This is a genomic window from Kitasatospora sp. NPDC101155 (assembly GCF_044768305.1).
Lineage (GTDB): Bacteria > Actinomycetota > Actinomycetes > Streptomycetales > Streptomycetaceae > Kitasatospora.
In genome coordinates, this window is record NZ_JBIWPN010000013.1 from 161,023 (window position 1) to 173,893 (window position 12,871).

Annotated in this window: 10 protein-coding genes; 7 read left to right on the plus strand and 3 right to left on the minus strand. The window is 70.5% G+C overall.

What is annotated here, in order from left to right:
• Nucleotides 1–194: 194 nt before the first annotated feature.
• Nucleotides 195–2,945 carry a pyruvate dehydrogenase (acetyl-transferring), homodimeric type gene (gene aceE, locus ACIRYZ_RS21435; protein ID WP_402946322.1) on the minus strand — a complete coding sequence of 917 codons (2,751 nt, stop codon included), beginning with the start codon at nt 2,943–2,945 and terminating at the stop codon, nt 195–197.
• Between the two features lie 517 nt (nt 2,946–3,462).
• Here aceE and ACIRYZ_RS21440 point away from each other — a divergent pair.
• The 5 genes from ACIRYZ_RS21440 to ACIRYZ_RS21460 all read left to right on the plus strand — a co-directional run bounded on the left by ACIRYZ_RS21440 (nt 3,463) and on the right by ACIRYZ_RS21460 (nt 7,413).
• Nucleotides 3,463–3,903, plus strand: a complete 441-nt coding sequence (locus tag ACIRYZ_RS21440) for a DUF3052 domain-containing protein (RefSeq protein WP_393032402.1) — start codon at nt 3,463–3,465, stop codon at nt 3,901–3,903.
• 240 nt (nt 3,904–4,143) lie between these two features.
• On the plus strand, nt 4,144–4,602 hold the full coding sequence (locus ACIRYZ_RS21445) for a peroxiredoxin (RefSeq protein ID WP_402946324.1): 459 nt from the start codon (nt 4,144–4,146) through the stop codon (nt 4,600–4,602).
• Nucleotides 4,603–4,810: 208 nt separating this feature from the next.
• Nucleotides 4,811–5,386, plus strand: a complete 576-nt coding sequence (locus ACIRYZ_RS21450) for a TerD family protein (protein WP_380610698.1) — start codon at nt 4,811–4,813, stop codon at nt 5,384–5,386.
• A gap of 207 nt (nt 5,387–5,593) precedes the next feature.
• Nucleotides 5,594–6,172: a TerD family protein gene (locus ACIRYZ_RS21455; protein WP_402946326.1), complete on the plus strand. Its 579-nt coding sequence runs from the start codon at nt 5,594–5,596 to the stop codon at nt 6,170–6,172.
• Between the two features lie 149 nt (nt 6,173–6,321).
• Nucleotides 6,322–7,413 carry a DUF475 domain-containing protein gene (locus ACIRYZ_RS21460; protein WP_402946328.1) on the plus strand — a complete coding sequence of 364 codons (1,092 nt, stop codon included), beginning with the start codon at nt 6,322–6,324 and terminating at the stop codon, nt 7,411–7,413.
• A 75-nt stretch (nt 7,414–7,488) separates the two neighbouring features.
• Here ACIRYZ_RS21460 and ACIRYZ_RS21465 read toward each other — a convergent pair whose 3' ends face one another.
• A complete protein-coding gene (locus tag ACIRYZ_RS21465; protein ID WP_402946330.1) occupies nt 7,489–8,751 on the minus strand; it encodes a DUF2637 domain-containing protein in 1,263 nt (420 codons plus the stop codon).
• A 390-nt stretch (nt 8,752–9,141) separates the two neighbouring features.
• On the opposite strand from ACIRYZ_RS21465, the gene ACIRYZ_RS21470 reads away from it, so the two are divergent.
• The gene (locus ACIRYZ_RS21470) at nt 9,142–9,888 is read left to right on the plus strand and encodes a Tellurium resistance (protein WP_402946332.1); all 747 of its coding nucleotides are present in this window, start codon (nt 9,142–9,144) and stop codon (nt 9,886–9,888) included.
• A 90-nt stretch (nt 9,889–9,978) separates the two neighbouring features.
• On the opposite strand, the gene ACIRYZ_RS21475 is transcribed toward ACIRYZ_RS21470, so the two are convergent.
• Nucleotides 9,979–11,226, minus strand: a complete 1,248-nt coding sequence (locus ACIRYZ_RS21475; RefSeq protein WP_402946334.1) for a TerD family protein — start codon at nt 11,224–11,226, stop codon at nt 9,979–9,981.
• A gap of 352 nt (nt 11,227–11,578) precedes the next feature.
• On the opposite strand from ACIRYZ_RS21475, the gene ACIRYZ_RS21480 reads away from it, so the two are divergent.
• Nucleotides 11,579–12,772 (plus strand): HpcH/HpaI aldolase/citrate lyase family protein, encoded by a 1,194-nt coding sequence (locus ACIRYZ_RS21480; RefSeq protein ID WP_402946336.1) that lies wholly within the window; start codon nt 11,579–11,581, stop codon nt 12,770–12,772.
• The last annotated feature ends 99 nt before the right edge of the window (nt 12,773–12,871 follow it).

The window sequence follows — 12,871 nt, forward strand, 5'->3', positions numbered from 1 at the left end:
CGCCCCCACTGGGGTGTAGGTGGCGTTTCCCCGCGCGGGGGGGGGGGGGGTGTTGGGGGTGGTTCGGTTTCACCCCGCTCCTCTGCCCGCCGGGCGCCCCCCCCCCCCCCGGGGGGCGGCCCCACAACCGCCGGGAACGCCGAAGGGCCGGACCCCCGTACGGAGGTCCGGCCCCTTCAGGCGTTAGCGGGTGATCAGGCGTCGCCGCCGGCGGCACCCGGGTCGGCCGCGGTCACGTCCAGCAGCTGGTAGCGGTCGATCGCCTCCTTCAGCGCCGAGCGGTCGATCTTGCCCTGCTTGGCGAGCTCGGTGAGCACGCCCAGGACGACCGACTGCGCGTCGATGTGGAAGAAGCGACGGGCCGCACCGCGGGTGTCGGCGAAGCCGAAGCCGTCGGCGCCCAGCGACTGGTACTGGCCCGGCACCCAGCGGGCGATCTGGTCCGGAACGGCGCGCATCCAGTCGGACACGGCGACGAACGGGCCCTCGGCACCCTGGAGCTTCTGGGTCACGTACGGCACCCGCTGCTGCTCCTCGGGGTGCAGCAGGTTGAACTCCTCGGTCTCCACCGCGTCGCGGCGCAGCTCGTTCCAGGAGGTCGCGGACCAGACGTCGGCCTTGACGTTCCACTCCTCGGCGAGGATGCGCTGGGCCTCCAGGGCCCACGGCACGGCCACGCCGGAGGCGAGGATCTGGGCCGGGATCTGGCCGGCGGTGCCCGGCGCGTACTTGTGCAGACCCTTGAGGATGCCCTCGACGTCGACGTTCTCGGGCTCGGCCGGCATCTTGATCGGCTCGTTGTAGACGGTCATGTAGTAGAACACGTCCTCGCCGTGCGGGTGCTCGGCGCTGGAGCCGTACATCCGACGCAGACCGTCCTGGACGATGTGCGCGATCTCGAAGCCGTACGCCGGGTCGTACGCGACGACGCCGGGGTTGGTCGAGGCCAGCAGGTGCGAGTGGCCGTCGGCGTGCTGCAGGCCCTCACCGGTCAGCGTGGTGCGGCCGGCGGTGGCGCCGATCACGAAGCCGCGGGCCAGCTGGTCGGCCATCTGCCAGAACTGGTCGCCGGTGCGCTGGAACCCGAACATCGAGTAGAAGACGTACACCGGGATCAGCGGCTCGCCGTGGGTCGCGTAGGACGAACCGGCGGCGATCAGCGAGGCGGTGCAGCCGGCCTCGGAGATGCCGTCGTGCAGCATCTGGCCGGTCGGCGACTCCTTGTAGGCCAGCAGCAGGTCGCGGTCGACCGACTCGTAGGTCTGGCCCAGCGGGTTGTAGATCTTCGCCGACGGGAACAGCGAGTCCATGCCGAAGGTGCGGTACTCGTCCGGCGCGATCGGCACGAAGCGGTTGCCGATGCCCTTGTCCCGCATGAGGTCCTTGAGTACCCGGACGAACGCCATGGTGGTGGCGATGGTCTGGTTGCCGGAACCCTTCTTGACCGCCTTGTACGCGTCGTCGCCGGGCAGCACCAGCGGGCGCGGGCGCACCTTGCGGGTCGGCACGTAGCCGCCCAGCTCGCTGCGGCGGTCGTGCATGTACTGGATCTCTTCGGAGTCGCGACCCGGGTGGTAGTAGGGCGGGTAGCCCTCGTCCAGCTGCTTGTCGGTGATCGGCAGGTGCAGCCGGTCGCGGAAGCGCTTCAGGTCCTCGACCGTCAGCTTCTTCATCTGGTGGGTGGCGTTGCGGCCCTCGAAGTTGGGGCCCAGCGTCCAGCCCTTGACCGTCTGGGCGAGGATGACCGTCGGCTGGCCCTTGTGCTCGCGGGCCGCCTTGAACGCCGCGTAGATCTTCTTGTGGTCGTGGCCGCCGCGACCCAGGTGCTGGATCTGGTGGTCGGTCATGTTCTCGACCATGGCGCGCAGGCGCAGGTCGCCGCCGAAGAAGTGCTCGCGGATGTAGTCGCCGGTCTCGGTGGCGTAGGTCTGGAACTGGCCGTCCGGGGTGGTATTCATCTTGTTCACCAGGACGCCGTCGCGGTCCTGCGCGAGCAGCGGGTCCCAGCTGCGGTCCCAGATGAGCTTGATCACGTTCCAGCCGGCGCCCCGGAACTGGGACTCCAGCTCCTGGATGATCTTGCCGTTGCCGCGGACCGGGCCGTCGAGGCGCTGCAGGTTGCAGTTGACCACGAAGGTCAGGTTGTCCAGGCCCTCGCGGGCGGCCAGCGACAGCTGGCCGAGCGACTCGGGCTCGTCCATCTCGCCGTCGCCGAGGAAGGCGTACACCTGCGAGTCCGAGGTGTCCTTGATGCCGCGGTGCTCCAGGTAGCGGTTCATCCGCGCCTGGTAGATCGCGCCGAGCGGGCCGAGGCCCATCGAGACGGTCGGGAACTCCCAGAAGTCCGGCATCAGCCGCGGGTGCGGGTAGCTGGACAGGCCGTACGGGGCCTTCGACTTCTCCTGGCGGAACGCGTCGAGCTGCTGCTCGGTGAGTCGGTCCAGCAGGAAGGCGCGGGCGTAGATGCCGGGGGAGGCGTGACCCTGGAAGAAGATCTGGTCGCCGGACTCGCCCTCGGCGTCCTTGCCGCGGAAGAAGTAGTTGAAGCCGACGTCGTAGAGCGACGCGGAGGAGGCGAAGGTGGCGATGTGACCACCGACGCCGATGCCCGGGCGCTGCGCCCGGGAGACCATGACGGCCGCGTTCCAACGGGTCGCGTTGAGGATCTTGCGCTCGATCTCCTCGTTGCCGGGGAAGAACGGCTCGTCCTTGGTCGCGATGGTGTTGACGTAGTCCGTGCTGCGCATCTCGGGCACGGCGACACGCTTCTCGCGGGCGCGCTCGATCAGCCGCAGCATCAGGTAACGGGCACGCTCACGCCCCCGCTCGTCGATGGCCGCATCGAGCGACTCCAGCCATTCCGCGGTCTCCTCGGGATCGAAGTCCGGGACCTGACTCGGAAGGCCGCCAATGATGATCGGGTTGCGATCGGATCCGGAAGCCACGCTGTTCCTTCACTGTCGGTCGAAACTGAGGTGTGTCGCGCCGCCTCCATCGTGCTACCGCGCTCGGAGATCCGTCATCTCTACCGATCGGTAACCGTTCCGCCTGGTGGGCGGGCCGGTCTGGTGGTGCGCGGTGCGGGCGTCTTCGTCCGCTCCGTACACCCCCGGGTGTTACGAAAAGAGGTGGTCCGACCTGGTGTCCCGTCCGCCCGATGGCGGGCGGCCGGGGCGAGGGCCAACAGGAGACTCTACGCCCGCGCACACGCGGACCCCGAATGCCGTTCGCATCTCGGGCACGTGTGCGGCCTGTGGGCCGGGACCACCCGAAGCATCCTTGTCTCACGCAGAGAAGGGCAAATCGGTGTGATTCCCGACACGTCGACCGGCGTGTCCCGCTGTGACACGTCAACCTTTGGAGGGGATCGGGGGTCGGGTACTTGCGCGAACCGCCGCGCCCGTGTGGACTACGGCCACAGCCTCGGCATGGACGCCGAGCCGAATACTGGAGGTTATTCCCGTGAGCGCGACCGCGGACCCCGCGGACAAGTCCAACCCGGCGACCCGTCTCGGCTTCGAAGAGGGCCAGATCGTCCAGGAGCTGGGGTACGACGACGACACTGACCAGGATCTCCGTGAAGGCATCGAGGAGATCACCGGGACGGATCTCGTCGACGAGGACTACGACGACGTCGCGGACGCCGTCCTGCTCTGGCACCGCGACGACGACGGGGACCTCACGGACGCCCTCGTCGACGCCCTGGAGTACCTGGCCGAGGGCGGTCTGATCTGGCTGCTGACGCCCAAGACCGGCCGTGACGGCCACATCGAGGCCTCCGAGATCGCGGACGCGGCGAAGACCTCCGGCCTGTCGCAGACCAGCTCGATCGCGATCGCCAAGGACTGGGCGGCCACCCGCCTGGCCACCAAGTCCACGGCGAAGCAGCCCAAGCAGCGCTGAACGGGCCCTGAAGCCGAGCGCCGGGCCCCGTCGGGGCACTCCTCCGACGGGGCCCGGCGCTTTTCGCGTCTTCGGGCCGGGGCTGTTCGCCGAGGGCGAAAGGGCTGGGCCGCCCGGCGGAGCGCCTCATCCGTTCGGCCGAACGCCCGTGAGCGAATGCGAGGATGTGCCCTGCCGCGCCCGCCGCGCGGTCCGGTCGCGCCGCACTCGCGCCGGAGTCGCGTCAGAAAGGTCCCGCTCATGACCGTCGCGGTCGGCACCCCGGCTCCGGACTTCGAGCTCAACAACCAGCACGGGGAGAGCGTCCGGCTCGCCGACTTCCGGGGCCGCAAGCACGTGGTGCTGGTCTTCTACCCGTTCGCCTTCACCGGCGTGTGCACCGGCGAGCTGGGCGCGATCCAGCGGGAGCTGGCGGGGCTGCAGAACGACCGGGTCCAGGTGCTCGGGATCTCCTGCGACTCCCAGTTCAGCCAGCGCGTGCTCGCCGACCGGGAGGGCCTGGAGTTCCCGCTGCTCGCCGACTTCTGGCCGCACGGCGAGGTCGCCCGGGCCTACGGCGTGCTGGACGAGGAGAAGGGCTGCCCGCTGCGCGGCACCTTCGTGGTCGACGAGGCCGGCACGGTGCGATGGAGCGTCCTCAACGGCCTCCCGGAGGCCCGGGACGAGCAGGAGTACCTGAAGGCCCTCGCAGCCCTCTGAAGCCCCCGAGCGGGGGCTCCGGACCCCGTTCGGAGGCGTTCCGGGCCCGTTCGGAGGTGCCCCGGGCCCCGTTCGGAGGTGTGTGCGGGAACCGGGCACTACGCTCGGGCCGTTGGCGGGGTGGGGCGTACGTCCGGTTCCGGGCGGCCGGCCTCGAACCGCACCACCGCGGGGGCACCAGCCGTGCCTCCCGATTCTTGGAGGACACGTGGGAGTCAGCCTCAGCAAGGGCGGCAACGTCTCGCTCACCAAGGAGGCCCCCGGGCTCCAGGCCGTCGTGGTCGGCCTGGGCTGGGACGTCCGGACCACCACCGGGACGGACTTCGACCTGGACGCCAGCGCGCTGCTCTGCAACGACCAGGGCAAGGTCGGCTCGGACGGCAACTTCGTGTTCTTCAACAACCTGAAGAGCCCGGACGGCTCGGTCGAGCACACCGGCGACAACCGCACCGGTGAGGGCGAGGGCGACGACGAGGCGATCAAGGTCAACCTGGTCGGCGTCCCGGCGGACGTGCAGAAGATCGTCTTCCCGGTGTCGATCTACGACGCCGAGAGCCGCGGCCAGAACTTCGGCCAGGTCCGCAACGCCTTCATCCGTGTGGTGAACCAGGCCGACAACTCGGAGCTGGCCCGCTACGACCTCTCCGAGGACGCCTCCACCGAGACCGCGATGGTCTTCGGCGAGCTGTACCGCAATGGCGGCGAGTGGAAGTTCCGCGCCATCGGCCAGGGCTACGCCTCCGGCCTGCGCGGCATCGCCCAGGACTTCGGCGTCAACGTCTGAGTTCCCATCGGCGCACCGGTCTGCGCGCCGAACTCCCGGGGCGGCCCCGGACCTTTGAGGTCCGGGGCCGCCCCGGCTTCGTCCGGGCCCGGTGCGCTGCGAGGATGTGAGTTCAGGAAGTTCAGCCGGCCAAAGCGGGCCGGCCGGGGCCGCGGGGGACTACACCTGTAAGGCGCGCCCCGGGAGAAGCAAGGGAGGAAGAACACCATGGTGGTCACGCTCGCCAAGGGCGGGAACGTCTCGCTCACCAAGGCTGCACCGAACCTGACGCAGGTCCAGATCGGCCTCGGCTGGTCCGCCCGTTCGACCACGGGCGCGCCGTTCGACCTCGACGCGAGCGCCCTGATCTGCGGTGGCGGGCGAGTGCTCGGTGACGAGTACTTCGTCTTCTACAACAACCTCAAGAGCCCCGAGGGCTCGGTGGAGCACCAGGGCGACAACCTCGTGGGCGGCGACGAGACGGGTGACGACGAGCTGATCCTGGTCAGCCTGGAGCTGGTTCCGGCGCAGGCGGACAAGGTGGTCTTCGCGGTCTCGATCTACGAGGCCGAGGCCCGGCTGCAGAACTTCGGCCAGGTCCGCAACGCCTACATCCGGGTCGTCAACTCCCTCGACGGCCAGGAGATCGCGCGTTACGACCTGTCCGAGGACGCGTCCAGCGAGACCGCGATGATCTTCGGCGAGCTGTACCGGTACGCGGGTGAGTGGAAGTTCCGCGCGGTGGGCCAGGGCTACGCCTCCGGCCTGCGCGGAATCGCGCTCGACTTCGGCGTCAACGTACAGTGAGGGAATGAATCGGACTTATCGCACCCGACCAACGATCATGAGAACAGAGGGCAGTGCGGGGGTGACCTGACCGGGCTCCGGCCCGGTCAGGCGCCTCGGGGCGAGGCCGACCCCGGCACGGCCAGAATCCCGAAAGGTAGCCAACTCCCGTGTTCCTCCGCACATTCGGCTGGTCGTTCGCGATCACCGCCATCGGCCTGATCGCGGCCGGACTGCTCTGGGGAGCCCAAGGCTTCGGCATCGTGCTGATCCTCTCCATCCTGGAGATCTCCCTCTCCTTCGACAACGCGGTGGTCAATGCCACGGTGTTGAAGCGGATGAACCCGTACTGGCAGAAGATCTTCCTGACGGTCGGTGTGCTGATCGCCGTCTTCGGCATGCGGCTGGTCTTCCCGCTGCTGGTCGTCGGCCTGACCGCGAAGCTCAACCCGGCGACGGTGATCGACCTCGCGCTGCACTCCGACAAGACCCACGACGGCCTCACCTACGGCCAGTACCTGGAGGCGGCCAACCCGGCCATCGCGGCCTTCGGTGGCGTCTTCCTGTTGATGATCTTCCTCGACTTCGTGTTCGAGGAGAAGGAGCACAACTGGCTGAGCTGGCTGGAGCGTCCGCTGGAGAAGGTCGGCAAGCTGGACGCCCTGTCCAGCGTCGCCGCCCTGGTCGCGCTGGTGCTGGCCTCCCGCTTCTTCGCCGCGGAGCACGCTGAAACCGTTCTGCTGGCCGGTGTGCTCGGCCTGATCACCTACCTGGCGGTCGGCGGCCTCTCCTCGATCTTCGAATCGGGGCTGGAGGAGGAGGCCGAGCGCGAGGAGGAGGCCGAGAAGGCCGGCAAGTCGATCGTCCAGGTGGCCGGCAAGGCCGCGTTCTTCCTGTTCCTCTACCTGGAGGTGCTGGACGCGTCGTTCTCCTTCGACGGCGTGGTCGGCGCGTTCGCCATCTCCAGCGACATCTTCCAGATCACCCTGGGCCTCGGCATCGGCGCGATGTACATCCGCTCGCTGACCGTCTTCCTGGTCCGCAAGGGCACCCTGGACGACTACGTCTACCTGGAGCACGGTGCCCACTACGCGATCGGCGCGCTGGCGGTGATCCTGCTGGTCGGGATCAAGTACCACATCCCGGAGATCGTCACCGGCCTCATCGGCGTCGCCTTCATCGGGCTGGCGCTCGGGTCGTCCATCCTGCGCAACCGGCGTGAGGGTGCGGCGGAGGAGAAGGAACTGGTCGGCAGCAAGTAGCCCGCCGGGCAAGCACGACGGCCGCCTCCGGGATTCCGGGGCGGCCGTTCGCGTTGTTCCCGTGGTGCGGGTCCGTCAGCCCAGCTGCTGTTCGATCGCGCGCAGCTTGCGCTCCAGCGAGTCCAGCTTCGGCATCGACAGCGTGTCGTCGTCGGCCGTCAGGTCGACGGTCGAGCTGCGACGGGTCGAGGCGGAGTCGCCGGTCGACGAGGAGTAGTCCGACGAGGAGTACGCCGACGAGGAGTACGCCGACGAGGAGTAGTCCGACGAGGAGTAGTCCGACGAGGAGTAGTCCGACGAGGAGTAGTCCGACGAGGAGTACGTCGAGGACGAGTAGGCCGAGGAGGAGTAGGAGGAGCCCACCGCGGCCCGGGGGTGGCGGCCGGTGTCCAGGGCGGCCGGTTCGAACGAGTCGCCGGTGAACCGGTCGGTGGAGGTCTTCGAGGTGGAGGTGGCGCTGTCGTCCCTGGCGGCTAGGGCAGGCTCCGTAGCGCTCGGGCCGTCTCCGGCCGCCGTGAGCGCGGGCACCTGACGCCCGCCGCGGGCCCGGGCGAGCATGCCGCCCTGGCGGGAGATGGCCTTCAGCTCGGCGCGCTCGCGGCGGTCGGCGGTGCGGGCGCGGACCTTGGCGTCCAGCTTCGCCTGGCGCTCCTCGCGCACCTCCTCGACCGCCTCGTCCAGGCTGCGGACGTTCTCCAGCAGCATCAGCGACCAGGCGGCGTAGGTCTCGCGCGGGGCGCGCAGCCAGCGGACGATGCGGATCTGCGGCAGCGGGCGCGGGACGAGGCCCTGCTCGCGCAGCGCGGCCTTGCGGGTCTGCTTGAGCGCGCGGTCGAACAGGATCGCCGCCGAGATCGACATGCCGGAGAAGAACTGCGGGGCGCCGGCGTGGCCCAGGCCGCGCGGGGCGTGCACCCAGTTGAACCAGGCCGAGGCGATCGCGAACACCCAGACCAGCAGGCGGGAGCCGAGCGCGGCGTCACCGTGGCTGGCCTCGCGCACGGCGAGCACCGAGCAGAACATCGCGGCGCCGTCCAGGCCGAACGGGACGAGGTACTCCCAGCCGCCGGACAGGCCGAGGTTCTCGGTGCCGAAGCCGACCAGGCCGTGGAAGGACAGCGCGGCCGCGACACCGGCACAGACGAACAGCAGGGTGTAGGAGGCGATGCCGTAGATCATCTCCTTGCGGCGGCGGCGCTCCTCGCTGCGCTCCCAGGAGTCGGCCGCCTCGTCCTTCTTCGTGCTCTTGAAGCGCAGCGTCGCCAGCAGGACGGCGACGAACAGCAGGGCTACGCCGCCGACGACGGTCCAGACCAACTGTATGGAGGTCAGGTTCATTGCGGGTCGGGCCTCGGGTTTCCGCAGGGGACAGGTTCACAGGGCGACACAGGCGGTCAGGTCCCGCCGTGCGGGCACTACCTGACGCTCAGTTCGTCTCCGCACGGCGTCCCCAGCCGCCCGCGCAGGGGCGGACGGGACACCTGTGCGGCTAGACGATATCGCGTCCGAAGGGGCGGAATGTTACGGGAGGGCGGCTTCCACGGGCCAATCGACCCACCGGTTCGCGTCGAGGATGGGCGTGAACCGTCCTGTGGGGTAGGGGAATGGGAGGTTCTGGTATCCGCCGGCCGGAGTGATGCCCGATCATGGACCGGCGGATGGTCGACCGGCGGATCGTCGACCGGTGGATCGTCAGATCGCCGGACGGAGGAAGGGGGAGAGGACGGGATGGTCTCGATCTGGGAGTACCTGCGCGGGGACAAGAGCTACACCTTCGACAACCCGGGCGCGCTGCACAAGGTCACACTCACCAAGTCGGCGCCGCAGCACGCGATCACCGGCTCGGCCGCCACCACCGGCTACCTCTACGTCAACCTGCACTGGACCATGCGCTCGGGCGCCGTCCGGCCGAGCACCCGGGAGACCGTCAAGCGCTTCTTCAGCCCCCGGATCCTCAGCCCGCTGGAGCCGGACTCGCCGGGGAGCAACGAGCAGCTGAACGTCGACCTCGACCTGGCCTGCATGTACGAACTCTCGGACGGCAGTCGGGGCGTGGTGCAGCCGCTCGGCGGGTTCTTCGGCGACCTGCGGGAGCCGCCGTACATCAAGCTCAGCGGCGACGACCAGTACGGGGCGCCGTCCGGCGAGACGATGTACGTCAACCTGGAGAAGAAGGACAAGTTCAAGCGGCTGCTGATCTTCGTCTACATCTACGACGGGACCCCGGCTTTCGAACAGACCCACGCGGTGATAACGATCGTGCCGCAGACCGGGCCGCGGATCGAGATCAAGCTGGACGAGCGGGCCCGGTCGGCGCGCTCCTGCGCGGTGGTGCTGATCGAGAACGCGGGGGACAACCAGCTGACGGTGCGCCGCGAGGTGCGGTACGTCAACGGGTTCCAGGCGGACATCGACCGGCTGTACGGGTTCGGGATGCAGTGGCAGCGGGGGTACAAGAACCAGCCGGGGGACTGAGCCTCGCGGCGGGGCCGTTCGCGGCGGCCCCGCCGCCGGGGGTGTGCCAGCCGGCGGGGCTCGGACTGCGGGCCCTGCGGCGAGTGCCGGCTAGCGGGGCTGGAACTGCGGGCCCTGCGGCGGGAGGGCGAACTCCTCGCCGGCGGGGGCCTGCACCGGGGGCTGCGGCGGGACGGGCGGCTGCTGGCCGGTGCCGGGCTGGTGCTGGCCGGTGCCGGGCTGGTGCGGCGGGTAGCCCGCGCCCGGGTGCGGCTGCGGCGGGACGGGCTGGTGCGGCTGGTTGGGCTGGGGGTAGCCGTAGCCGGTGCCCGGCTGCGGGGCCGGCGGTGCGGGCGGGTACGGCTGGTTGGGCTGCGGGTAGCCGTAGCCGGTCGCGGGCTGCTGCTGCGGGTAGCCGTACCCGGTGCCGGGCTGCGGCTGGGGGTAGCCGTAGCCGGTGCCCGGCCGGGTCGGCGGCGCGGGCGGGGCCGGCGGGACGTTCGGGGGCGCGGTGGGCGGGGCCGCCGGCGGGGGAGTCATGGTCGGCGGCGCCGTGGGTGGCGGCGGGGTCGGCGGTGCGGCGGGCAGCGGGGTCGCCGGGCCGCTCGCGGCCGGTGCCGGGGAGTGCTGCGGCTGGGCCGGGGGCTGGGGCGTCGGGACGGCCGGGGACAGGGTGAAGGTGCCCGGCTCGGGTCGGACCGCCGGGCGTTGCTCCGGCAGCGGGGTGGCGCGCGGGTCGACCGCGCCGGTGGGGCCGGCGGTGGACGCGGGCGCCGGGGGCGGCGTCGGCCCGGACGCGGGGGCTTGCGCCTCGTCGTCCACGGTGATGCCGAAGTCGGTGGCCAGGCCGATCAGCCCGGAGGTGTAGCCCTGGCCGATCGCCCGGAACTTCCAGGTCCCGCTGCGCCGGTAGAGCTCGCCCGCGACCAGCGCGGAGACGTTCTCGGCGTCGACGATCGCGAACTCGGCGATCGGGGTCGCGCCGTCACCGGTCGTGGCGTCGAACAGCAGCAGCCGCAGCCCCGGGACGGCCCGGAACGGCCCGCCCTCGGAGGAGCCGGCCAGCACCACCCGGTCCACGTCGGCGGGCAGCTTGGCCAGCTCGACCTCGACCGTGTCGATGATCTCGGCACCGCCGGAGGTGTGCTGCTTGGGCAGGTGGCGCACGAGTCCGGAGGGGTGGCGCGGCTGGTTGTAGAAGACGAAGTCGGCGTCCGAACGGACGTTGCCGTTGGCGCCGAGCAGCAGCGCGGACGCGTCCACGTCCGGCGCACCGGGCGTGGCGCTCCAGCGCAGCACGGCGCGGACCGCCGCCGCCGGCAGTGCGATGTTGGCGCCCTTGGCCATCACGTGCGTCATAGCGGACCATCCTGCCTGTTCGCCACCGCTTCGGACAACGTGACCGGGACCGCGGTGGCTGGGGTGGACTTTGCCAAGACTTGCGCCGGATCGAGGTTTGCCGCCGTCTTCGCCGTCTCCGTGTCAGGACCGTCGGGTGGTCGTCCAGTGAGAGTCCGTGCGGATCCCGACGCCTCGGGATGTTCCGGGAGTTCAGTGCCCAGGAACCGGGAACGGCCGGAAACCGTCCGTACGATGGTCGTTCGAAAGGCCCCCGGGGGCCCGGCGGAGGGGAGTCCGCCGGTGGTGCCTCCAGGTGAAACGTCCAGGTAGAACCGCTGGCCGGAGGCCGTCCACCCCCGAGGAGAGCACCTTGCGCCATTTCGGCCACCTCGCCGACGACGTCCGAGCCCGGCTGTTCCTGGAGCAGCCGAGGACGTTCACCGCGCAGAGCGAGCCGGCGGTGCTCGCCACCGCCCTCGGCGGCACCCTCTACAGCCCCGCCACCAGGCCCGCACTGGCCGCTGACATCCGCAAACAGGCGGCTCGGGGTGTGGTTTCGATGGTGCTGTGCCTGGAGGACGCGATCGCCGACCACGAGGTGGACGCGGGGGAGCGGAACCTGGTCGAGCAGTTGGCTGACCTGGTTCACGATTTCACCGACAGCACACAGGATCACCCACTCCTCTTCATCAGGGTTCGCGCGGCCTCCCAGATCGCCGACCTGGCCGAGCGGCTCGGCCCGGCCGTCTCGCTGCTCAGCGGCTTCGTGCTGCCCAAGTTCACCCCCGGGGGCGGCAGCGCCTACCTGGCCGCGCTCGCCGCCGCCGAGGCCGCGACCGGGCGGCGGCTGTTCGCCATGCCCGTCCTGGAGTCGCCCGAACTCGCCCACCTGGAGACCAGGCGGGAGCAGCTCTTCGGCATCGCCGAGCTGCTCGCCGGGCACCGCGAGCGGGTGCTCGCCGTCCGGCTCGGCGTCACCGACCTGTGCTCCGCGTACGGGCTGCGCCGCTCGCCCGACCTCACCGCGTACGACGTGGCGCTGGTCGCCTCGGTGATCGGGGACGTGGTCAACGTGCTCGGCCGGGCGGACGGCACCGGGTACACCGTGACCGGGCCGGTCTGGGAGTACTTCCCGGTGCAGGAACGGATGTTCAAGCCGCAGCTGCGCCGCACCCCGTTCACCGCCTCCGGCGGGACGGCCCTGGCCTCCGGGGAGGAGGTCCGCCGCCGGATCATCGAGCACGACCTGGACGGGCTGATCCGCGAGGTCGAACTCGACCGGGCCAACGGCCTGCTGGGAAAGACCTGCATCCACCCCAGCCACGTCCCCGCGGTGCACGCGCTCTCGGTGGTCACGCACGAGGAGTACTGCGACGCCCGCGACATCCTCCGCCAGGAGCGGGGCGGCGGCGGGGTACTGCGCTCGGCGTACACCAACAAGATGAACGAGGCCCGGCCGCACCGCGCCTGGGCGGAACGGGTGCTGCTGCGGGCGGAGGTGTTCGGCGTGGCCCGGGAGGACGTGAGCTTCGCGGAGCTGCTGTCCGCCTGTCTGTGCGGCTGACCGCCTGTCCGCGCGGTTGGCCGCTTGTGCGGCTGGCCGCTTGTCCGTGCGGCTGACCGCCTGCCAGTGCGGCTGACCGTTTGCCCCCTGCGACTGACC